We start from the raw sequence: 22274 nt of genomic DNA, 5'->3' as shown, positions 1-22274 counted from the left end.
GTCCTCGATCGCCGCCGCACACCCCGGGCAGACGGTCGCCGTGGCCGGGCACGTGGGCAGCCTGACCGCCGGGCTGAGCGCGTTGTGCGCCGGGCTGGGCGGGCGGGTGTGGAGGACGCCGCTGCCGTTCGCGACGCCGTTCACCGTCGAGTGGGACGGACGTTCGTGGCACTGCGGCGAGTGGCCGCGAGAATGTCTGGTGTGATCTATCTCGCCGAAGGGCCACGGGTGGCCGTCCGCTACCTCTCGTTGCAGGACTTCGAGGAGCTCTCGGCCCTGCACGAGCGGAGCAAGGAACTGCTCGCGCGGTGGATGCCGGGCCCGCCCATCATCACGTACCAGGAGTTCGAAGCCTACCTGGCCAGGTTCGACGGGCCCCTGAACGAAGGGTTCCTGATCTGCCTGCGCGACACCGGTGCGATCGTGGGCCGGGTCAACGTCAACAACATCGTCCGGGGCACCCACCAGAGCGCGACCATCGGGTACTCGGCCTACACCGGCACCACCGGGCACGGATACCTGACGGAGGGCCTCGGGCTGCTGGTCGGGCACGCCTTCAACGAGATGGGCCTGCACCGGCTGGAGGCCAACATCCAGCCGTCCAACATCGCCTCCCTGAGGCTGATCGAGCGGGTCGGCTTCCAGCGCGAGGGGTTCTCGCCGAAGTTCCAGTTCATCGACGGCGCCTGGCGGGACCACGAGCGGTGGGCCATCACCGTCGAGATGACGACCGCATGAGCGAGATGGTCTCGCGGGCGACGGCCCGGGTGCTGCTGATCGACCCGGGCGGCCGGATCCTGCTCTACCGGGGGCGGTTCCTGCAGGTGGACGAGCCGCCGTACGCGTGGTTCACGCCGGGAGGCGGCCTCGATCCGGGTGAGAGCCCGCGCCAGGCCGCCGCCAGGGAGCTGCGGGAGGAGCTGGGCCACGTGGTGGCTCCCGAGGCGCTCGGGCCGGTGGTGGCGACGAGTGAGGGCGGCTGGTCGGTGGGCGGGCGGCGGTTCTTCTGCCGCGACTTCTTCTTCGTGCTGCGGGTGCGGGCGGGGCTGGAGGTGGACACGCGCGGGATGGACGAGGAGGAGCGGGAGTCGACCGACCGCTTCCGGTGGTGGGCGGCGGCCGAGCTCGCCACCTGTGCCGAGCCGGTGGTGCCGGTGGGGCTGGGGCCGCTGGTGGCGCGGCTGGCCGGCGGTGACGTCCCGGCCGCGCCGGTCGTCCTGCCCTGGCACCTGCCCCTCGGTCGTCCGGGTGGCGGCTGCCCGCCGTCGCGTCTCATGCCATGATCGTGAACGAGTACGGCGCCCAGGGGCCGGTCAGCCTGATCCGCACGCCGTCACCGCCGAGCCGGCCGGCCAGTTCGGTGAACTCCTCGGCCCGGGACTCGTCCACCAGGTAGGCGCCGTTGAGCAGCATCCACTGGTGGCGGCCGGACAGGCGGGCGGCCTGGGCGTGGTGGCGGCGTCCGGCGGCGGCGAGCGCGGTCAGCGCGCGGTGGATGTGGTCGGCGCGCTGCAACGCCTGCCTGCGGGCCTGTTCCCGGCCGCTCAGCCCCGTTCTGCGGCGGTGCGGCGGGGCACCGCCGACCTGCACCGCCGCACACCCGCCCAGCCCGCTTCACGCCGCCGCTCCCGCTCGCGCCCATGTCCGTGGGGGTGTCCGTCCGGGGGGCGGGCTGTCCGTCGGGGTCGCCGGGCTGGGCGGCGTACGCCTTGACGCCCCACTCCTGACGTCCGCTGACCTTCGCGAGGACGAGCTCGAACGCGCCCCCGCGACGTTCGAGCAGGGCGGCCACCTGGGTGTCGTCCGCGTACACGGTGGCGAGCCGGACCGGGGCGGTGGTCGTGGCCGCCGCCACGGCGTCCACGACGCGGTGGTGCGCGCGGGCGGTCTCCGACAGCCAGTCCAGGTCCTCGAGCGAGTGCCGCAGCGGCTCCGCGCCGAACTGCTCGACCGGCACCGTGCTCACGTACGCCACCAGCCCGGACCCGGCGACGGTGCGCACGGGGGCGTCCGCCACGCCCGGCGGGCAGGAGGGCAGCCGGTCGTGGGCCACCGCGTACAGGTAGGTCAGCTCAGCCACCGGCTTCCTCCAGCTCTTCGACAACGGACCGGCGGCGGCTCACCGGGCCCATGGACGTCCTCCTACGCCTCGGCGACGACGAAGTCGTACGGCGCCATCGGGCCGAGCAGCCGCAGGTCCACGCGGCCGAACCAGCGCTCGCCGAACTCCGTCAGCGCCCGTTCCAGGCCCGCCCCGTCGCCGGGCGCGGCGAGCAGCGCCACGTGGACGGCGTCCCACTCGTGCGCCGGTTCCCGCAGGCACGCCCGCCGGTAGTGGCCGGTGAGCCCGTCGAGGAGCAGGCGGGTGTCCATGTCCCGCTTGGCCTCGACGGAGGCCGTGATGATCTCGCCGAGGCGGCTCCGCTCGTCGCGGGTGGCGTCCTCCGGCCTGCTCTCGAGCTGCTCCCACAGGTTCCGGGCCGCGGGGCTCTCGGCGAGGATCTCGGTCGTCACGGCCCGCTCGTCGTAGCGGCCCGTGACGACGAACTCGGCCTGGCCGTCGAGTTGTTCCAGGGCCGCCAGGTAGTCGTCGTGGTGGGGAGCGAGCAGTTCGTCGGTGACCGCGTCCAGGCTGGGCAGCACCGCGCCGAACCGGAACGGCAGCACGGGCCCGCCGGCGGCGACGGCGTCGAGCAGTTCCTCGTAGGCGAGGATGTCCCCCGGCCCGCCCAGGGGCCGCTCCAGGTTGACGTCGCTGACGAGGGCCGCGATCTCACCCCGCTCGACGAGCCCGACGGCGCCGGGCGGGTCGCCGAGTCCGCGCGCGTCCGGGGGCGGTGCGGTGCCGGCGGGCACGATGCCGTAGACGAAGGAGCCCCGGGTCCGGCCACGGCGGGTGGCCTGCTCGGGCACGGAGGCGGCCGAGACCTTGGCAGAGCGTCCCATGCTGCTCACTCCTCCCGCCCGCCGGTTCCCTCGCACTCGCGAGCCTGCCCACGAGAAAAGGACAGGGAACGCCATACGGATGAAAATCCGACAGGTTTGACGTGCGGGAGGATTGCCGATGATGACGATCCGCAATCTTGGGCGGCCGCGGGGTTTGGCTCAGGTGCTGGCGCGGACGGCCAGAAGGGGCGTCAGGAGCGTGGAATCGGGCACCGCGCGGCCCTCCAGCTTGTCCATGACCAGGCGGACCGCCTCCCTGCCCACCTCCTCGGCCGGGATCAGCACGGACGTCAGCGGCGGGCCGGCCCGCTCGGCCACGTCGTCGGGGCAGATCGCCACCACGGCCATGTCGTGCGGCACCCGGCGGCCGAGCTGGCGCAGCGCGGCCAGCACGTGCCCCACGGCGGCCTCGTTGTGCACCACCAGGCCGGACAGGCCGGGGCGGTCGAGGAGCAGGTCGCGCACGGTCTCGTACACCTCGTCGAACGTGTCCTCGCACGGCAGGGTGACGCCCTTGAGCCCGTGGTCGTCCACCGCCGCCACGAAGCCCTCCCGGGTGCGGGTGGCGAAGCCGGTGCCCCGGTCGTAGACCACCGAGGGGGCCCCGAGCAGCGCGATCTCGTCGTGCCCGCGCTCGGCCAGGTGCTGCACGCACCGCGCGCCCGCCGCCGCGAAGTCGAGGTCCACGCAGGTCAGCCCGGCCGGCTCGGCGGGGAAGCCGATGAGCACGCTCGGCTCGGGCAACTCGCGCAACAGGGGCACCCTGCGGTCGTCCAGCTCCACGTCCATCAGCACGAGCGCGTCCACCAGCGCGCTCGCGGCCACCCGGTGGATGCCGTCGGTGCCCTCGTCGGCGGTCAGCAGCAGCACGTCGTGGTCGAAGCGGCGGGCGGCCGTGACGACCGCGCTGGCGAAGCGCATCAGCACCGGCACGTGCATGCCCGCACGCAGCGGCAGCACCAGCGCGATCACGTTGGAACGCTTGCTGGCCAGGGCGCGGGCGCCGGCGTTGGGGTGGTAACCGAGCGCGCTGATGCTGTCGAGCACCCGCCGCCTGGTGTCGGCCGAGATCGTCCGCTTGCCGCTGAGCACGTACGAGACCGTGCTGACCGCCACCCCCGCGTGCTTGGCGACCTGGGCGATCGTGACCGTGCGCCCGCTCAAGCCCCGGCTCCGAAGTCGACCCCGGCCAGCGTCACGCCCTCGTTCTCGAACACCACGTAGAGATCGTGCACCCCGTCGCCGCCCGAGAGCGAGGCCGTGATGGAGTGGTGGTCGTAGCGGGCGGTCCTGGGCACGGGGAACACGGCCACCGCCCGGCCGTAGAGCGGGTCGCCGAGCCGGATGGTGATCATGCCGCCTTCGGTGCTGCCCGCCGTGGCCACGCAGGTCGTCACGCCGGTCAGGTCCACCTGGCGGAACAGGATCCAGGCGCCCTCGACGTCGGAGCGCACGGCGTCGCCGTCCCGTCTGCTCTCGTCCACGAACGTGATCGCGTCGTACTCGTCGTGGCAGGCCGCGCGCAGCACCCCCGACTGGGGCGGGATGACCTCGCCCTCGATCTCCAGGCCGGCGCTCAGCCGCAGGTCGGTGGCGCTGCGGCCGACCATGACCTGATGCGGCGCGCTCTCCACGACGAACCTGCCCCTGGTGACGTCCCAGAAGGCCAGGTCGGCGACCGGCAGACGGAGCCGGACCGGCCGGCTCTCGCCCGGCTCCAGCCGCACCTTCTCGAAGCCGCGCAGCCGGCGCAGCGGCTGCTTGACGCGCGAGCGCTGCTGGTGGGTGTAGAACTGCACGACCTCGACGCCGGGCCGCGGGCCCGCGTTCGTGACGGTGGCCTCGATCTCCACCACGTCGCCGGCCCGCCGCACGCGCAGATCGGCGTACTCGAAGGCGGTGTAGCTGAGGCCGTGGCCGAAGGGGTGCAGGGGGCTGCCGCGGAAGTACTGGTAGGTGGCGTCGGAGGCGATGATGTCGTAGTCGAGCAGGTCGGGCAGCTCCTGCTCGGAGCGGTACCACGTCTGGGTGAGGCGGCCCTCGGGGTCGGCGTCGCCGAACAGCACCTCGGCCAGCGCGTGGCCGTACTCCTGGCCGCCGTGCGCCGACCAGAGCACCGCGGGCAGCTCGCCCTCGGTCCAGGTGATCGGGTAGCCGCTGGTGATGACCATCACGGTACGCGGGTTCGCCTTGCGCACGGCCCGTACCACGGCGTCCTGGGCGGGGGCCAGGGCCAGCGTCATGCGGTCCTCGGTCTCGCGGCCGTTGACCAGGGGGTGGTCGCCGACCACCACGACCGCCACGTCGGCGGTGGCGGCCAGGCGGGCGGCCTCGTCGGCGCCGGCGGTGAGCACGTCCATGGCCAGCCAGGCGGCCTGGTCGGCGTCGTCCACCAGGCGCAGCACGCCGTCCTCGGCGACGCCGACGTAGCAGCCGGTCGAGATGTGGCGCAGGGCGAGCGTGCCGCGCGGGCGCTCCTCCATGCGGAACGTCTGGCGCACCTCCCACCCGTTCGGGCCGGGCTGGTCGTTCACGAGGGTGACGCCGTCCACCGACACGAAGCGGCCGGTCCGCACCGCGCGCAGCGCGTACGCGCCGCCGCCCCAGTCGAACAGGTCGAACAGCCCCGGCTCCGCGGCCCCCGCGCTCAGCGGCCCGCCCGCGGGGTCGGCGGTGACGGGGCCCGCCTCGGCGGTCAGCGTCACGCGGTCCACGGCCTCGCAGAACACGGTCTCGCACCGCTCGGCCAGCCCGGCGCGGGCGGTGACGGCGTACGGCAGGGTGCCGCTGTACCAGTCCTCCATCAGCGTGTCGCCGAGCTGCCCGATCACCGCGATCCTGGTCACGTCGCGCAGCGGCAGCAGGCCGTCGTTCTCCAGCAGCACGAACGAGCGCCGCGCCGCCTCCCTGGCCAGCGCCTGGTGCTCGGGGCAGTTGACCACGTTGTCGTTGATGTCGTCGTACGGCGTCGCCGGGTCGAACTCGCCCAGCCGGAACCGGATCGACAAGGCGTGCCGCACGGCCCGGTCCACGTCCGGCTCGCTCAGCAGCCCCCGCGCGAGGGCGTCGCGCAGGTGGCCGAGGGTGGCCTCGGAGCGGTCGTCGTCCTGGGTGAAGCTGTCCAGCCCCGCCTGGACCGCGTGCGCGTACGCCTCCGGGGGCGAGTCGTGGTAGCCCTGCAGCGCGGTGAGGTTGCCCGGCGCGTACGCGTCGCTGACGACGAGCAGATCGTCCGGCGCCCAGGCGCGCAGCACCTGCTCGATCAGCGGGCTGAGATGCGCCGGACGGCCGTTGACCAGGTTGTACGACGGCATGACGGCCACCGCCACGCCCGACTCGATGGGCCCGCGGTAGGCCGGCAGCTCGTACTCGTGCAGCACCCTGGGCGGCAGGTTGCTGGAGGTCGTGCACCGGTCGGTCTCGTTGTTGTAGGCGAGGAAGTGCTTGAGCGTCGGGGCGGTCTTCAGGATTTCGGGAGCGCTCCCACGAAGCCCACGGGCATAGGCCGTGGCCATGACCGAGGTCAGCCACGGGTCTTCGGAGTAGCCTTCCTCGTTGCGTCCCCACCGGGGGTCGCGCAGCGGGTTGACCACGGGCGCCCACACGTTGAGCCCCGCCCCGGCGGGATCCTTGTGGTGGAAGGCCAGCACCTCGTCACCGGTCGCCTCGCCGACCCTGCGGACGAGGTCGCGGTCCCAGGTCGAGGCCAGCCCGACGGCCTGCGGGAAGACGGTGGCCGGGCCGAGCCAGGCCAGGCCGTGCAGCGCCTCGGTGCCGGTGCGGAACGTGCCGAGCCCCAGCCGCTCGACCGGGGCCTGGTACTGGTGCAGCAGGCCCACCTTCTCCTCAAGGGTGAGCCGGCCCATCAGGTCGTCGATCCGGTCGCGAAGCGGGGCCGATGGGTCGCGGAAGGGGGGTTGTTGCATGGTCATCCCTCTGAGAGTGTCGAAGCGCTTCGACGACCGGCCTGGGGGAAGTTACGCGGACATTTCGGTGGATTGACTGAAGGGTGCACGTCCGCGTGACCAAGGTCAAGAGATTCGCGACAATCCTCCGGGCAATCTTCCCGAATCGACGGAGTCGAGCACCCTCGCGGCACCGCCGAGCGCGGCGGCGTCGTGGCCCAGCGTCGAGGCCACGACCTGGCACCCGCCGGCCTCCGAGGCGATCACGCGCGAGCCCAGCTCCTCGTGGACGGCCGGCAGCAGCCACGGAGCCAGCGGCACGAAGTAGCCGCCGAGGATGACCACCTCGGGGTTGAGCAGGTTCGCCAGGATCGACACGCCCTTGCCCAGGCTCCGGCCCACCCCTTCGAGCGTGCCGAGGGTGCCGGGATCGCCGGCCCGCGCCAGGCGGACGACCTCTTCGATCTCGATCTGGATCTCCGCCGGGGACGGCTCTCTGCGCAGCACCGCGCCGATGCCCGCCATGGCCTCCAGGCAGCCGCGCCGGCCGCAGCGGCAGACGGGGCCGTCGGGGTCGAGTTGCACGTGGCCGATCTCGCCGCTGTAGCCGCGCCCGCCCCGGCGCAGCCGTCCGTCGAGGATGATGCCGGCGCCCACGCCCAGCTCGCCGGTGAGATAGACCAGGTCGGAGGCGCCCGCGTGGGCGCCGAAGCGCTGCTCGGCCAGGGCCGCGAGGTTGGCGTCGTTGTCGACCTGGATGGGAAAGCCCGGGTCGCGCAGCGCCTTGGCGAGGTCGCCGCCGATGTCGGCGTCGTGCCAGCCGAGGTTGGGCGCGATGCGTACGGTGCCCTGCACGTCGATCAGCCCCGGCACGGCCACGGCCAGGCCGAGCACCTGGCGCTCCTCCCTGGCCATCCGGGTGACCACCCGCCGGATGATCGCCCCGACGCCCGCCACGCCCTGGTTGACCGACTCGCCCCCCGAGAACGAGCGCCGCCACGTGAGCAGCCGCTCCCCCGCCAGGTCGGTGGCCACCGCCGACACGGTGTCGACGTTGATCTCGACGCCGATGGCCGCGTACGGGGAGCCGTCGAGGACGAGCATCGTGGCCGGCCTGCCGACGCGGTTCTCGGTGAGCCCGGTCTCGCGGACCAGCCGCCGGTCGATGAGGTCGGCGACCAGGCTGGAGACCGTCGCCTTGTTCAGCCCGGTGGAGGCCGCGATGTCGGCCCGCGAGCACGGCGCGTGCTCGCGGACGAACCGCAGGACGACCGCGAGGTTGGTGGCCCGCACGTCGGCGAAGTCGGCCGGCTGAGGGCCGGTCGTTGAAGTGATCAATATCAGCCCCGTTCCCGCCAAGAAGTGATCCCAGCATGCCGCATCGCGGGCTCCCTTCACCAACCTGTGACCACCGCGCTCACTTGTGGGCGCCGCCACAGTCTACTAATTTGTTTGGTCGCAATACCAACTAATTTTAGGTGGGCGCCGTCCAGCGGTCCACCGACAGCGGGGTCTGCGTCCAAAGAGGCCAATCCCCACTCGGAGAAGGGAGCGAGCCATGCCGAACTCCACGACTCGCCGCGGGTTCCTCGGCCTGGTCGGCGCGAGCGTTCTGGTGGCGGGCTGCGCCGAGAAGAGACAGGCGCCCAAGGGCACCGCCGTCGCGGCCGACAAGCTCAAGGGCCTGGTGCCCACCAGGATCCCGTTCGAGATCCCCGGGCTCAAGCCGGACCTGGCCGGCGCCGAGTTCGTCCAGCCGGGCTTCCTGGCCCGCCCCGCGCAGATGGTGCAGGCCGTCACCACCCCGCCGCTCACCAGCGGCAAGGAGGTGACCGCGATGACGCCGCTGTGGGGAACCGTGCCGCCCGGTCTGGGCAGCAACTCCTACTACGAGGAGGTCAACAAGCGGCTCGGGGGCACCGTCCGCTTCAACATCTCCGACGGCAACACCTACGGGCAGAAGCTCAGCACCGTCCTGGCCAGCGGCGACGTGCCCGAGATGGTGATGGTCCCGCAGTGGGAGCTGATCAAGATCGGCCACTTCACCGAGGCGGCCAACAAGCTCTTCGCCGACCTGTCCCCCTTCCTGGCCGGCGACAAGGCCAAGGAGTTCCCCCTCCTGGCCAACTACGACACCGCCGCCTGGCAGTACGGCGTCTTCGGCGGGATCCTGCAGGGCATCCCCTGGCAGAACGACCCGTACCCGTTCGCCACCTTCGTCCGCCAGGACATCCTTGCCGAACTCGGCCTGGAACACCCCAAGAGCGCCGACGACCTGCTCGCGCTCGGCAAGGCGATCACCGACGCCAAGAAGAAGCGCTGGGCCTACGGCGGCGGCATGGAGCAGGAACTCCAGCGGGCCTTCGGCGCGCCGCGCGAATGGCGCAAGAAGGGCGACGGCACGCTCGTCTACAAGTACGAGACCGAGGAGTGGGCCGCCGCGATCGAGGCGATGACCAAGATCTTCGAGGCCGGGTACGTGCACCCCGACGTCGTGGCCAACAAGGACGCCGACAACAAGGGCATCTTCGGCAGCGGCCAGATGATCGTCTACCGCGACGGCCTCGGCGCCTGGCACGAGAGCCTGGGCCGCTTCCAGCCCGACAACCCGAAGTTCGACATGCAGATCGTCGATCCGTACCCGGCGCACGCGGGCGGCACGCCCATCATGTGGCGCAACGAGCCGGCCAGCATGTTCGTCTTCATCAAGAAGGGCCTCGGCGACGCACGCACCCGCGAACTGCTCGCGCTGTCCAACTGGACCTCAGGACCGTTCGGCACCCAGGAGTACGAACTGGTCACCAACGGGGTCGAGGGCACCCACTACAAGGTCGAGGACGGCAAGGTCAAGCAGACCGCCCTCGGGCGCAAGGAGGTCGCGCCGACGTACATGTTCCTGTCCGGCCGCCCCAACGCCAACGCGATGAGCCAGTACGAGGGCCTCGTCCAGGCGCAGTGGGACTGGCAGACCAAGGCGTCGAAGATCCTGGAGGCCGACCCGTTCGTCGGCATCCGCGTGGAGACGCCCTCCAAGATGGCCGGCCTGGTCACCCCCACCGAGGACAAGATGCAGGAGATCTTCCGCGGCAAGCGGCCCGTCTCCGAGTGGCCCAAGATCCTCAAGGACTGGCAGGAGCAGGGCGGGAACGAGGCGCGCGAGTTCTACATGAAGGTCGCGCGCGAGAACGGCCGGCTGTGAAGGGGCTGTCCTGGGCCTGCCGCGAGGTGAAGGGCCCGCCGTGGGCGTCCTGACCACCCGGCGCTCCTCCGGGCCGGCCACACCCCCCGCCCCCGGGCGACACGCCAAGCCGGACGACCTGACCTGGCGGGCCAAGCTCCGCCGGGACTGGCCGCTGCTGGTGATGAACCTGCCGATGCTGCTGGTCGTCGTGGGCTTCTGGTGGGTCCCGGCGCTCGGCAACGTGATCGCCTTCCAGGACTACAACCCCTACACCGGCGGCATCGTCGAAAGCCCGATCATCGGGTTCACCAACTTCGCGCTGCTCTTCCAGGACCCGCAGTTCATCCGCGCCATCGCCAACACCCTGTCGATCACCGCCTTCCAGCTCGTCTTCTACTTCCCCGTGCCGATCCTGCTGGCGCTGCTGCTCAACAGCATCGTCTCGGCCAGGCTGCGGGCGTTCGTGCAGGGCGTGGTCTACATGCCGTTCTTCTTCTCCTGGGTGCTGGTCGTGGCCATCTTCCAGCAGATGTTCGGCGGGGCGGGCCTGCTGGCGCAGATCCTGCGGGAGAACGGCCACGAGGGCGTCGACTGGATGACGAACTCCGACACGTTCATCCTGCTCATCACCTCACAGACCATCTGGAAGGACGCCGGCTGGGGCGCGATCATCTTCCTGGCCGCCCTCAGCACCATCGACCCCAACCTGTACGAGGCCGCCGCCGTGGACGGGGCCCGCCGGTGGCGGCGCATGTGGCACATCACGCTGCCCGGCCTGCGCCCGGTGATCGTCCTGCTGTTGATCCTGCGACTGGGCGACGCCCTGAACGTCGGCTTCGAACAGTTCATGCTGCAACGCAGCGCGGTCGGCAGCGAGGCGTCCGAGGTCTTCGACACGTTCGTGTACTGGTCGGGCATCCGCACCGGCGACCTCGGCTACGGGGCCGCGGCCGGGCTGTTCAAGGGCCTGGTGGGGCTGCTGCTCATCGTCGCGGCCAACCGGGTGGCGCACGCGTTCGGCGAACGAGGGGTGTATTCGAGATCATGACCGCTCTGACAACCGGCCGCCGGCGCAGGCCGAGCCACCTGGCCCCGTGGGAGGAGCGCCCGTCACCGGTCGGCCGGTTCGGCAAGGGCACGCTCATCGTGGTCATCCTCGTGGTCGTGCTCGGCCCGCTCTACACGATCGTCCTGACCAGCCTGAGTTCCTCCGCCACCGTGACCCGGGCGGGCGGGCTCGTGCTGGTGCCCGACGGGATCACGCTCGAGGCCTACCGGCAGATCTTCTCCGACACGGTCGTCAGCCGGGCCATCCTGGTGAGCACCGGCGTCACCGTCGTCGGGACGCTGATCAGCGCCGGGGTGAGCGTCCTGGGGGCGTACTCGCTGTCGCGGCCGGGCTCGTTCCTGCACCGGCCGCTGCTGTTCAGCGTGCTGCTGATGTTCGTCTTCTTCCCCGGCATCATCCCCGTATACCTGATGGTCAGCGGGCTGGGGCTGAAGGACAGCTACTGGTCGCTGATCCTGCCGACCGCCGTGTCGGCGTTCAACGTGGTGGTGCTGCGCTCGTTCTTCATGAACATCCCCGGCGAGATCCTGGACAGCGCCCGCATCGACGGGGCCGGCGAGTTCCGGATCCTGTTCCGCATCGTCCTGCCCATGTCGAAGGCGGTCACCGCCGTGGTGGCCATGTTCTACGCCGTGGGCTACTGGAACGCGTGGTTCAACGCCATGTTGTACATGGACGACACGCGCAGGTGGCCGCTGGCGCTCATCCTCCGGCAGTACGTGGTCGACTCCAACCCGCTCCCGGCGGCCACCGCGGGCGTGACCGGGGACGCGCCCCCGACGCTGGCGATCAAGATGGCCATCGTGGTGATCGCGGTGATTCCCGCGCTGGTCATGTATCCCCTGGTGCAACGCCACTTCACGAAGGGCGTGATCGTGGGGGCCGTCAAGGGCTGAGCCGGGAGGGCGCGCTCCCCCGCGCCCTCCCGCCGTCAGGGACGCAGCCCGTCGTAGGCCGCGTACGCGGCGATCCCGTACGCCAGGTGCGGGACGATGTCCGAGATCCACGCCGCGGCCGACCAGTCGCGCGGGTCCGTGATCCCGAGCGCGATGAGCGGGCCGTTCGAGCCGGTCATGGCGAGCGCCGTCATCGTCACCACCCCCGCCGGCCACGGCAGGCGGCGGCCGGAGCAGAGCAGGCCGTAGCAGAGGGCGGCGCCCGCGCCCGTGGCATAGCCGAGCAGCGCGCCCAGCGCCTCCTTGCGGTGCCCGGCCTCGTCGCCGTCGCCGAGGCTCAGGTCCGCCAGGCCGGTCAGCTTCGCCACGGCCTGCTGCGGGGTGCTGCTCGCGCCGCGGGCCCGGATCGCCATGTCGAGGTACGAGGCGACGTTGAGCGCGCTGGTGCCCGCCGCACCCGCGATCAGGCTCCTGACGAGTGTGTGCATGGGGAACGTGCTACCCGTGGGCTCACTCCCCAGCCCCCCACCTGCTCAGAAACTGCGGCCGGACCGAGACGTCCACGAGTTCCACCCGCAGGCCGAGTGCGGGCATGCGGTGGTAGGTGAACGGGCGGCCGTACGGGCGGGCGTCGAAGTCCAGGGGGCAACCCCGCTCGTCCAGACTCAGCACGGCGGCGTCGAGGTCCTGCGCCCAGTAACCGAGGTGGTCGCAGCGCGGGCCCGGCCCCGGGTCCCATGGGCTGCCCGGCGGGCCCTCGATCAGCTCGGTGCGGAGCGGGCCCGGAGCGGTGCCGCCGGGTTTCCCGGCTGCCGGCCGTCCGTGGTGTCGTTCATGGGGTCACGCTAACGACAGGAAGGCGGGGGAGGCGTCGCGCGCGGCGCCTCCCCCGCTGGTGCTACGCCGGGGCGCAGGTGAGGGTGGTGGGGGCGGTATAGGTGCCGGTGTTGCTGCCGTTGAAGCCGAACGACGTCGATGCGCCGGCCGCCAGGCTGCCGTTGTAGCCGACGTTCACGGCGGTCACGTTCGCGCCGCTCTGGGTCTGGGTGGCGCTCCAGATCTGGGTGATCTTCTGGTCGCCCGGCCAGGTCCACGTCACCTTCCAGCCGGTGATCGCGGACGCGCCGGTGTTCTGGACCGCGACCTCGGCCTGGAAGCCGCCCGGCCACGAGTTGCCCGTCTTGTAGGTGGCCGTGCAGCCCGTCCCGGTGGTGGGAGTGACGGTTGGAGTGACCGTGGGGGTGACGGTCGGGGTCACGGTCGGGGTCACGGTCGGGGTCACCGTGGGCGTGACGGTGACCGGCGGGCCCGTGCGGTCGCCGTAGATGATGCCGCGACCGTTGGTGCCCAGGTAGACGCGGCCGTACACGCGCGGGTCGCCGGTCAGCGCCTCGCCCATGTTGCCCCACTGGTGCTTGTCGTCGTTGATGCGCACCCAGGTCGCCCCGCCGTCGTCGGAACGGTAGAGGCCGGTGGTCCCGTCGATCGTGGCGACCGCGTAGACCGCCAGGTACGTCCCGCCGGGCGCGGCCTTGCCGAAGCCGACGTTGACCGCGTTCGTGATGCCCGACAGCTTCGTGAACGAGGCGCCGCTGTTCGTCGAGTGCCAGATGCCGCCCTCGCCGGCGACCCAGAGGTCGCCTTCGACGCCGGGCACGGCCTTGAACTTGCCGTTGGCGGGCAGGCCGGTCGCGGCGGTGGCGGTGAAGGTGGCGCCGCCGTTCGTGCTGAGGTACAGGCGTCCGCCGCTGAGGCCGTAGAACTTGGCCGCGTTGACCCGGTCCGACTCGACGATCGCGCCGGTGGGCAGGCCGGAGGCGGTCTGCCAGGAGTTGCCGTACCCGACCGAGTACACGGGGGTCACGCCCTTGGGCGCCCAGACGAAGCGGGAGCCGTCGGCCGCCGCCGCGACCGTGCCGCCCTCGTCGATGCCGCCGGGCTCGGTGCCCTGGAACCAGTTCGCGCCGCCGTCGGTGGAGAAGGCGACGTGGCTGTCGTTCGGACGGTCGGCGTCGGTGAAGTTGCCCGCCCTGACCATGATCGAGGGCGACTTCTCGGCGTAGTCGAGGCTGGTGGTGGAGGTGAAGGTCGGGGCGGTGAACATCATCGACGGCACGGCGTCCAGGTTCGTGTGACGGAAGCCGGCGATGTCGCCGAGGCCGCTGATCAGGGGCGCGCCGCTGGGCGGGCTGATCAGGTCGAGGACGGCCGTCTCCTCCAGGCCCTTGGCCATGGGCCGGATGGTGAACTGCGACCCGGCGTCCCACTGGGTGAGGTTCTCGGTGCCGTAGACGGTGGCGCCGGTGCCGTACATCATCCTGTTGGAGTCGAACGGGTCGATCTCCAGGGACTCGGTCATCCAGCCGAGCTTGGGCGTGACCTCGGGCGGCTGCGGGTTGGTGCCGAAGGTCAGCCACGGGTTCTCGGTGATGTTCATCGTGTAGCGGAACGAGCGGTTGGGGTAGGAGGTCCAGTCCCACACGCGGGTCCACGTCGCGCCGGAGTCGGTGGAGCGGAAGAAGATCACGTCGGGCCACCACGAGATCTGGGTGGCCACCATGATCGTGGACGGGTGCTGCCGGTCGATGGTCAGCCCGCTGTAGCCGAAGTAGTCGTCGGCGCTGGAGGACGGGACGGGGCTGATCTGGGTCCACGTGCCGGTCGCGGTGGCGTAGCGCCACACGTCGCCCTTGGCCCCGTCGTACGGGCCGCCGGTGTCGCTGGTGGCGAGGTAGAGGTAGCCGTTGACGGTGTCCAGCACGCCCTTGTGCGCGAGGTATCCGGTGGGCTGCCCGGCCAGCCGCGACCAGGTGGCGCCGCCGTCGGTGGTGCGGTAGACGGTGTTGTCCTTGTCGGCGACGCCCACGTAGATGGTCTTGGTGGCGCTGCCGGTGGTGGACGAGCGCTTGTCGTAGGTCACCCAGACCACGCCGGGGCGGTGGCTGAGGTAGCCGTTGGGGTCGCTGGGGTCCTGGGCGTAGTTGCCGGCGTTGGGGAAGCTGGTCACCTTCGCCCAGGTGGCGCCGTAGTCGGTGCTGCGCCACAGGCCGTTGCCGTTGGGTGTGCCGAAGTAGAGGACGCGGTTGTCGTTCGGGTCCACCGACAGCGCCTCGCCCATGCCGCGGCCCGGCATGTTGCCGCCCAGCTTGAACGGCAGCGCCGTGGCCTGCCAGGTGTCGCCCTTGTCGGTCGAGCGCAGGATGGCGCCGTTGTTCGGGTCCCAGGTGTTGGTGTACATGCCGACGGCGGCGTACACCCGGTTGGTCTGGACGGGGTCGGTGGCCAGGCTGATCACGCCGTTGTAGCCCCACTTGTCCCAGCCGGCCCAGTCGAGCAGGGGGGTCCAGGACTTGGTGGACTGGTTCCACCGGTACGCGCCGCCGATGTCGGTGCGCGCGTAGATGAGGTTGCGCTCCGTCTGGTTGAAGATGATCCCGGGTACGAAGCCGCCGCCGTCGATGCGCACGTTCTTGTACGCGTACGGGTCGGCGGCGACCGCCGAGACCGGCGACATCCGCACCACGGCCGCCACGAGCAGGATCGCGACGGTCGTGAGCATGACGAACAATCTCTTTCGCATGCGCGGCTCTTCCTTTCCAGGCACGCCGAAGGGCGCCCCAAAAGCGTCGGATGACCGCCATGCACGAGCAGAGTGCACCGACCCTGACCGTCGCCGCGCCTTCGCGCATGAGCTTCACCAAGAAGGCTCACACAGCGCGTCATACTGGTCAATAGTTTGGACGTACAACCAATTATCTAACGCCGGCAACCTGGCGACCGCCCCGGTCACGGACACGGCGCAGCACCCCGGCCCCCCACAGAGCGATCGAGATGTAGAGGATCTGCTCGGGGATGCGCTGCCACAGCGGCGACCCGACGTTCTCCAGCCCGGCCGTGGCGGCGTACACGTTCGCCGGGAGCAGGACGACGAACAGCAGCGCGAGGCAGATCCCCGCGGCCCCGCGGGTGCGCTCCAGCACCAGCCCCGCGGCCCCGGCCAGCTCCAGCACCCCGGTCAGGTACACCATGAAGCCCGGCGCCGGCACGAACGACGGCACCATGGCCACCATGTCGTCGTAGTTCGGCATGAACGTCACGCTGCCCGGCACGAAGTGCGCGCTCGCGGTCATGACCAGCATGACGGCGAGCCCGTGCGCGGCGCTCACCCGCCACGTGCCGAACCGGCGCACGCCGAGCAGCCCGAGCAGCCGGAACACCGCGGTGGCGACCAGCAGAACGATCAGAATCATCGCTTCCCCCATTGGATAGCATCACTACCGAACTATTAGATAACACTACTATCCAACAAATGGCAAGCCCGGAACGACCGCGGCGGCCGGAGCGAGGCTCCCGGCCGCCGCGACGCCGCCGCCACTATCTGGCGAACGCGAAGTCCCTGATCCGCAGGTCGCCCTTGAACACCAGGTACACGCTGCCCGTACCGGCCTTCGCCGTCGCGTGCACGTTGCCGTACTGATAGATCCCGCCGGTGGCGGGCACCCGCACGGTCGCGAGCAGCGCGCCGGTCGGCGAGCCGCGCCGGACCTCGAACGAGCCGCCACTCGCCGACGACACCGCCGCCGTGAGGCGCGCGCCCCAGGACGCGCCGGTGAACGCCAGCCAGTCGCCCGCCGAACCCTCGACGACCTCGCCGCGCACCTTGCTCTCGTCGGCGAAGGCGACGCCCGAGTAGTCGTCGAAGTCCATCGCCCGGGTCGTCCTGGCCAGGTCGCGCACCGGGACGGTCTCGCCGGACACCCGCAGCGTCGTGGACTGGCGGATCCGGTCGGAGGCGGAGCCGACGAGGACGTCGTGCGTGGCGGTCTCGACCGTCCACTTGTTGCGGGTGTGGTCCCAGACGGCCAGGTCCTGCTTCTTCAGGGTGAAGCCGACCGTGCGCGACTCGCCCGGGTTCAGCGTGACCCGCTGGAAGCCGCGCAACTGCTTGACCGGCTGCTCGAAACGGGAGTCGCGCTGGTGGGTGTAGAGCTGGACGACCTCGTCGCCCCTGACCTTGCCGGTGTTGGTGACCTTGACGCTCACCTGCTCGCCCTGCGCCTTCAGGCCCTGGTAGGCGAAGGAGGTGTAGCTCAGGCCGTGCCCGAAGGCGTAGAGCGGCCGATCCTCGCCGTACAGGTAGGTCATGCCGGTCTTGGTCAGGTCGTAGTCGAGGATGCCGGGCAGATCGTCGGTCGCCGGCCAGGTCTGGGTGAGCCGGCCGGCCGGGTTGACGTCGCCGAAGAGCACGTCGGCGACGGCGTGCCCGGTCTCGGCGCCCGCGTGCGTGGTCCACAGCAGCGTCGGCGCGTCCACGATGACCGGGTAGCTGGTCTCCAGGACCACCACGGTGCGCGGGTTGGCCTTGCGCACGGCCTCGATCAGCCGCCGCTGGCCCGCGCCGAGCCGCAGGTCGTCCCGGTCGTGGAACTCGCGCCCGGCCACGAACGGGTGGCTGCCCACCACGACGACCGCGACCTCGGCCTTGGCGGCCCGCGCCGCGGCCTCGGCGACACCGTCGGAGACGACCTCCTTGGCGAACCTGGCCGCCTGCGCCTTCGGCACCAGGCCGAGCGCGCCGTCGGCGGTGACGCCCACGTACGGGTCGGGCAGGGCGAACCAGCCTTCGACGCTCTCGTAGCCCGCGTACCTGATCAGGTAGCTGCCGTCGGACTGCTTGTCCAGGGCGAACTGCTGGGAGACGTACCAGCCGTCGGGCTCGGCGTCGTCGGTGTCGAGCGAGCGCCAGTCGCCGCCGAGCAGCCGGCCGTTGCCCGCGTTGCGCAGCGTGGACACGCCGCCGGTCCAGTCGGTGAGGTCCCACTGCGAGGCCGCGGTGGGCGCGGTGTCGGTGAGTACCGCGTTGTCGTCGGGGCCGGTGCCGGTGGCGGTGACGTACCTGCCGGAGTCCAGGTGCTTGAGCGCGATCCGCTCCAGCCCCTCGCCGGTGGTGACGTCCGGCACCCGCTCCTTGATCCCGTCCAGCGGCGTCACCTGGTACGGGAACTGCCCCGAGTACCAGTCGCGGTAGAGCCGGTCCGACAGCGGGCCGACCACGGCCGCGGACTTCGGCCTGGCCAGCGGCAGCACCCCGGAGTTCTTCAGCAGCACCGCCGCCTTCCCGGCGGTCTCGCGGTTGAGCCGCTGGTGCCCGGCGCTGTTGATCACGTCGGCGGTGATCTTCTTGTACGGCCCGCCGTCCGGGTCGAAGTGCCCCAGCCGCGTCCTGATGCTCAGCACGCTGCGCACCGAGTCGTCCACGTCCGCCACCGTCAGGCGGCCCTGGTCGAGCGCGGCCTTGAGGTTGGTGACCATGGGCCCGATGTCGCTGTTGTCGATCGTGAAGCTGTCGAGCCCGGCCTTGAGCACCGCGGCGAACGCCTCGGGCTTGTCGTCGTAGTAGCGCTCCAGGTCGGTGAGCGCGTGCGGCCCCCACGCGTCGCTGGGGTTGTAGAGGGTCCGGCCGGTCCAGGAGCGCACCGCGGCGTCCAGGTCGGGGTTGACGTGGTTGGGCCGCCCGTTGACCAGGTTGTACGACGCCATCACCCCGGTCGCGGCGTCGGCCGAGATCGCCGCCTTGAACGCGGGCTCGTAGTACTCGTGCTTCAGCTTGGGCGTCAGGTTGGAGGAGCTGAGGCTGCGGTTGTTCTCGTTGTTGTAGGCCAGGTAGTGCTTGAGCACGGGCGCGGTCTTCAGGTGGTCGGGGTCGTCGCCCTGCAGGCCCTTGCCGTAGGCCGTCGAGATGGCCCCGGTCAGCAGCGGGTCCTCGGAGTAGCCCTCCTCGTTGCGGCCCGCCCGCGGGTCGCGCAGCAGGTCCACCACCGGCGCCCAGACCTGAAGGCCCCACAGCACGGGGTCCACCGCGTTGTAGCCGCGGGCCTCGTCGCCGACGGCCGAGCCGACTCTCTTGATCAGCTCGGGGTCCCAGGTGCTGGCCAGCCCGACGGCCTGCGGGAACACGGTGCCGCTGGCAAACTTCTGGTTCCAGTTGTCGTTGAGGTGGTTGGACCAGGCGACGCCGTGCAGCGCCTCGGTGCCGTTCTTGTGGTAGGCGATGCCGAGGCGCGGGATCGCGGGCTGCGACTGGTGCAGCAGGCTCAGTTTCTCGTCCAGTGTGAGCCGGCCGAGCAGGTCGGTCACCCGCTGTTCCAGGGGCAGGGCCGGGTTCTGGAACGGGTGGGTCTCGGCGGCCTGCGCCGAGGGCGCGGTGACCAGCGAGGTGGTCAGGACAGCAAGGGTGGCTAATAGCGGTATTTTTCGCATCTTGGGGGGTTCTCCATCATTTGATGGCGCCGACCGTCACACCTCGGGTCAGCGTGCGCTGGAAGATCAGGAAGAAGGCGATCGCCGGCACGATGCCGAGCAGGGCCGAGGCGCTGGACATGGTGGCGTCCATGTACCTCTCGCCCTGCAGCACGCCGAGCGCGACGGGCACCGTCTGCGTGTCGTTCGAGATCAGGAAGATCAACGGGAGGAAGAACTCGTTCCAGGTCCAGATGAAGAAGAAGATCAGCAGCACGCTGAGCGTCGGCCGGCTGATCGGCACCACGATCCGCAGCAACGAACGCAGCCGCCCCGCCCCGTCGATCGCCGCCGCCTCCAGGATCTCCTTCGGGAACTGGCCCAGCACCGCGCTCAGCAGGTACGTGCCGAACGCCGCCTGGATCGCGGTCATCACGATGATCACCGCGAGCTGGGTGTCGTACAGATCGACGGCCTTGGCCAGGTAGTACAGCGGATAGGCGAGCGCCTCCTGCGGCAGCGTGTTCGCCACCAGGAACAGCACGAGGATCCACAACCTCCCCCGCACCCGGCCGATGCCCAGCGCGTACGCGTTGAGCACCGACAACACGACCGCCAGCACCGACACCGACGCGCTGATGAGGAAGCTGTTCCAGAGCTTGGTGCCGAACTGCACCCGGTTCCAGAAGTCCACGATCCCCTGGAGGTAGAGCCCGTCGGGCAGGCTCAGCGGCCCCTGCGAGCTGTACTCGGCCGGCGACTTGACCGCGTTCACCGCCACGACCAGGAACGGGAAGATCATCACGACGGCCAGCACGACCAGCGCGAACAGCACGGCCCACCGCCCCGGGCCCCTCACGCGTCACGCTCCTGGACCCGCAGGAACAGGAAGGTCACCACGATGATGAGCAGCGCCAGCACGGTGGCGATCGCCGACCCGTACCCGACGTTGCTCTTCTGGAAGAAGTTCAGGTACGAGAAGTACGACGGCACCATCGTCGCGTTCCCCGGCCCTCCGCGGGTCAGCACGAAGATCGGCCCGAACACCTTCAGCGCGGCGATCGTGCACGTCAGCAGCACCACGAAGATCTCCGGCCGGATCTGCGGGATCGTGATGTGCCAGAACTTGCGCCACCACGAGGCCCCGTCGATCTCGGCGGCCTCGTAGTACGACGGGTCCACGCGCTGCAGCCCGGCCATGAAGATCACGACCGGGTAGCCGAGCTGGAACCAGACCATCACCCCCATGACCGTGGCCAGCGCCAGGTCGGGGTCACCGAGCCAGTCGAGGTCCAGGCCGAGGATCTGGTTGACCGCGCCGTACGACGGGTGCAGCATCCACCCCCACACCACGCCGGCCACCGCCACGGGCAGCACCTGCGGCAGGTAGTACATCGCGCGCAGCGCCGAGGCCGTGCGCGCCCCGAAGCGCCGGCCGATGTAGTCGAACAGCGCGGCGGCCAGCACGAGGCCGATCGCGGTCGGCACGACGGCCATCGCCACGATCAGCCCCACGTTGTGCTGGAACGACTCCCAGAACCGCGCGTCCTCCAGCAGCCTGGCGTAGTTGTCGAGCCCGATCCACCTGGGCGTGCCCACCCCCGACCAGCGGGTGAAGCTGGCGCCCACGTTCATCAGGAACGGCACCACGATGACTGCCAGGAACAGCAGCAGGCTGGGGAGCAGGTAGAGCCAGTAGCCCCTCGTCCGAGCTCTCACTTAGTTCCCAATGTCGGCGAGGTTGTCCTCGTACGGCGTGGCGAGCTCGTCCAGCACCTCGGCGGAGGTCTTGCTGCCGTTGATCAGGTTCTGGATCCCGGCCACGAGCACGTCGTAGTAGCCGGGCGCGGGCCAGTCGGGGTAGAAGGCCAGGCCGTCGGCGCTGGTCAGCTTGTTGAAGGACTCGATGAGCTCCTTGCTCTTGGCGTCGGTGATCGCGCCCGCGTCGGCGGCCACGGGCACGCCGCCGGAGTTGCCGAGCAGGTTCTGGATCTCCTTGCTCATCGTGATGTCGATGAAGTCGTAGGCCAGGTCCTTGTTCTCGGAGTTTTCCGGGACCACCCAGACGTTGCCGCTGGAGCCGGGGGACATCGTGGCGCCGGGGAACAGGAAGTGGCCCCACTCGAAGTCCTTGATCTCCGAGGCGAAGCGGCCGTACCACCAGCTACCGCTGATCATGACGGGGAACTTGCCGTTCATGAACGCCACGCCCATGTCCTCGGCCTTGAGCCCGGAGGAGTTCTTCGGGATGTAGCCCTTCTTGACCCAGTCGGCGAAGGTGTCGGCGCCGTAGGTGAACTCGGGGCCGTGGAAGTCGACCTTGCCCTTGTAGGACTGGAACGCCTCCAGCCACGGCTTCTGCGCCTTGGACAGCGCGAGCTGGTAGAAGATCTGCTGCGCCGGGTACTCGGCGCCGGCGTTGGCGATGGGCGTCACGCCCGCCTTGACGAACGTGTCGAACGCGGCCGTGAACTCCTCGAACGTGGCCGGCACCTCGACCTTGTGCTTGGCGAAGAGGTCCTTGTTGTAATAGACCATCACGAACTCGCCGTAGTTCGGCACGCCATACCACTTGCCGGAGCCCATCACGCCGCGGTCGTCGTACTTCGCGGTGGTCTGCAGGCCGCCGGGCAGCAGCTTGTCCCAGCCGCGCTGCGTGGCCTGCTCGCTCAGGTCGGTGAGCAGGCCCTGCTTGGACAGCAGCCCGGCCGTGGCGTTGCCCTTGTTGTACTCCATGATGTCGGGCGCCTCACCGGAGTTGAGCACCATGCTGGCCGTCTTCTGGATCTGTTCGAAGCCCTTCTCCTCGAACTTGACGGTCACGTTCGGGTGCGACGCCTCGAACTTCTTGATCGCCTCGGCCCACGCCTTGCCCATGGCGCTGTCGGCCGACTCGTAGTGCCACAGCTTCAGCACGCGCGGCTCGGTGCCGCCCGGGCTGGGGGCCGCCGAGTCTCCTCCCGAGCCGCAGGCCGACAGGGCGAGCACGGCTGCGGCCAGCACCGCAACGCCTCTTGATCTGACCATGATCCCTCCAT

The 22274-nt window shown here is 70.5% G+C and carries 19 protein-coding genes and 1 pseudogene; 6 read left to right on the top strand and 14 right to left on the bottom strand.

Annotated elements, in window-relative coordinates; genetic code table 11:
- From FAF44_RS20950 to FAF44_RS20940, 3 genes are all read left to right on the top strand, one after another.
- On the top strand, positions 1-205 hold a 205-nt coding region (locus FAF44_RS20950; protein WP_237104907.1), incomplete at its 5' end, for a hypothetical protein.
- Positions 202-738 carry a GNAT family N-acetyltransferase gene (locus FAF44_RS20945; protein WP_237104906.1) on the top strand — a complete coding sequence of 179 codons (537 nt, stop codon included), beginning with the start codon at positions 202-204 and terminating at the stop codon, positions 736-738. The genes FAF44_RS20950 and FAF44_RS20945, both read left to right, overlap by 4 nt.
- Entirely contained in the window at positions 735-1283 is a 549-nt protein-coding gene (locus FAF44_RS20940; protein WP_237104905.1) for an NUDIX hydrolase, read from the top strand. The genes FAF44_RS20945 and FAF44_RS20940 overlap by 4 nt, the downstream gene beginning before the upstream one ends.
- Here FAF44_RS20940 and FAF44_RS54815 read toward each other — a convergent pair.
- From FAF44_RS54815 to FAF44_RS20915, 6 genes and pseudogenes are all read right to left on the bottom strand, one after another.
- Entirely contained in the window at positions 1273-1590 is a 318-nt protein-coding gene (locus FAF44_RS54815; RefSeq protein WP_308193349.1) for a GvpL/GvpF family gas vesicle protein, read from the bottom strand. The genes FAF44_RS20940 and FAF44_RS54815 overlap by 11 nt on opposite strands.
- A gap of 163 nt (positions 1591-1753) precedes the next feature.
- A pseudogene (locus FAF44_RS54810) lies at positions 1754-2017 on the bottom strand (GvpL/GvpF family gas vesicle protein); the annotation flags it as partial.
- Between the two features lie 125 nt (positions 2018-2142).
- Positions 2143-2946, bottom strand: a complete 804-nt coding sequence (locus FAF44_RS20930; RefSeq protein WP_237104904.1) for a GvpL/GvpF family gas vesicle protein — start codon at positions 2944-2946, stop codon at positions 2143-2145.
- A 159-nt stretch (positions 2947-3105) separates the two neighbouring features.
- A complete protein-coding gene (locus FAF44_RS20925; RefSeq protein WP_237104903.1) occupies positions 3106-4110 on the bottom strand; it encodes a LacI family DNA-binding transcriptional regulator in 1005 nt (334 codons plus the stop codon).
- Positions 4107-6878, bottom strand: a complete 2772-nt coding sequence (locus FAF44_RS20920; protein WP_237104902.1) for a glycoside hydrolase family 3 protein — start codon at positions 6876-6878, stop codon at positions 4107-4109. The genes FAF44_RS20925 and FAF44_RS20920 overlap by 4 nt, the downstream gene beginning before the upstream one ends.
- A 99-nt stretch (positions 6879-6977) precedes the next feature.
- On the bottom strand, positions 6978-8189 hold the full coding sequence (locus tag FAF44_RS20915; RefSeq protein WP_237104901.1) for an ROK family transcriptional regulator: 1212 nt from the start codon (positions 8187-8189) through the stop codon (positions 6978-6980).
- A 220-nt stretch (positions 8190-8409) separates the two neighbouring features.
- Between FAF44_RS20915 and FAF44_RS20910 the strand changes: the two genes are divergently transcribed.
- Genes FAF44_RS20910 through FAF44_RS20900 form a run of 3 tightly spaced genes read left to right on the top strand, consistent with a single transcriptional unit; the run spans position 8410 to position 11997 of the window.
- Complete coding sequence (locus FAF44_RS20910; RefSeq protein ID WP_237104900.1) at positions 8410-10050, top strand: extracellular solute-binding protein; 1641 nt, start codon at positions 8410-8412, stop codon at positions 10048-10050.
- A gap of 40 nt (positions 10051-10090) precedes the next feature.
- The gene (locus tag FAF44_RS20905) at positions 10091-11080 is read left to right on the top strand and encodes a sugar ABC transporter permease (protein WP_237104899.1); all 990 of its coding nucleotides are present in this window, start codon (positions 10091-10093) and stop codon (positions 11078-11080) included.
- A complete protein-coding gene (locus FAF44_RS20900; RefSeq protein ID WP_237104898.1) occupies positions 11077-11997 on the top strand; it encodes a carbohydrate ABC transporter permease in 921 nt (306 codons plus the stop codon). The genes FAF44_RS20905 and FAF44_RS20900 overlap by 4 nt, the downstream gene beginning before the upstream one ends.
- 35 nt (positions 11998-12032) lie before the next feature.
- On the opposite strand, the gene FAF44_RS20895 is transcribed toward FAF44_RS20900, so the two are convergent.
- From FAF44_RS20895 to FAF44_RS20860, 8 genes are all read right to left on the bottom strand, one after another.
- Complete coding sequence (locus FAF44_RS20895; protein ID WP_237104897.1) at positions 12033-12485, bottom strand: hypothetical protein; 453 nt, start codon at positions 12483-12485, stop codon at positions 12033-12035.
- A 22-nt stretch (positions 12486-12507) separates the two neighbouring features.
- Positions 12508-12669, bottom strand: coding sequence for a hypothetical protein (locus FAF44_RS20890; protein WP_237104896.1), 162 nt, complete (start codon positions 12667-12669; stop codon positions 12508-12510).
- 226 nt (positions 12670-12895) lie between these two features.
- Positions 12896-15577: a cellulose binding domain-containing protein gene (locus FAF44_RS20885; RefSeq protein WP_272894792.1), complete on the bottom strand. Its 2682-nt coding sequence runs from the start codon at positions 15575-15577 to the stop codon at positions 12896-12898.
- A 172-nt stretch (positions 15578-15749) separates the two neighbouring features.
- A complete protein-coding gene (locus tag FAF44_RS20880) occupies positions 15750-16247 on the bottom strand; it encodes a hypothetical protein (protein ID WP_237104895.1) in 498 nt (165 codons plus the stop codon).
- 124 nt (positions 16248-16371) lie between these two features.
- The gene (locus FAF44_RS20875; protein WP_237104894.1) at positions 16372-19257 is read right to left on the bottom strand and encodes a glycoside hydrolase family 3 protein; all 2886 of its coding nucleotides are present in this window, start codon (positions 19255-19257) and stop codon (positions 16372-16374) included.
- 16 nt (positions 19258-19273) lie between these two features.
- Positions 19274-20095, bottom strand: coding sequence for a carbohydrate ABC transporter permease (locus tag FAF44_RS20870; RefSeq protein WP_237104893.1), 822 nt, complete (start codon positions 20093-20095; stop codon positions 19274-19276).
- Positions 20092-20955, bottom strand: coding sequence for a carbohydrate ABC transporter permease (locus tag FAF44_RS20865; protein WP_237104892.1), 864 nt, complete (start codon positions 20953-20955; stop codon positions 20092-20094). Before FAF44_RS20865 ends, FAF44_RS20870 begins: the two co-directional genes overlap by 4 nt.
- Positions 20956-22263 (bottom strand): extracellular solute-binding protein, encoded by a 1308-nt coding sequence (locus FAF44_RS20860; protein WP_237104891.1) that lies wholly within the window; start codon positions 22261-22263, stop codon positions 20956-20958. It lies immediately after the preceding gene.
- Positions 22264-22274: the final 11 nt, after the last annotated feature.

It is taken from the genome of Nonomuraea sp. MG754425 (assembly GCF_021699195.1).
GTDB lineage: Bacteria > Actinomycetota > Actinomycetes > Streptosporangiales > Streptosporangiaceae > Nonomuraea.
Note: the sequence above shows the minus strand (reverse complement) of the source record. Positions and strands in the feature narration are given on the sequence as shown.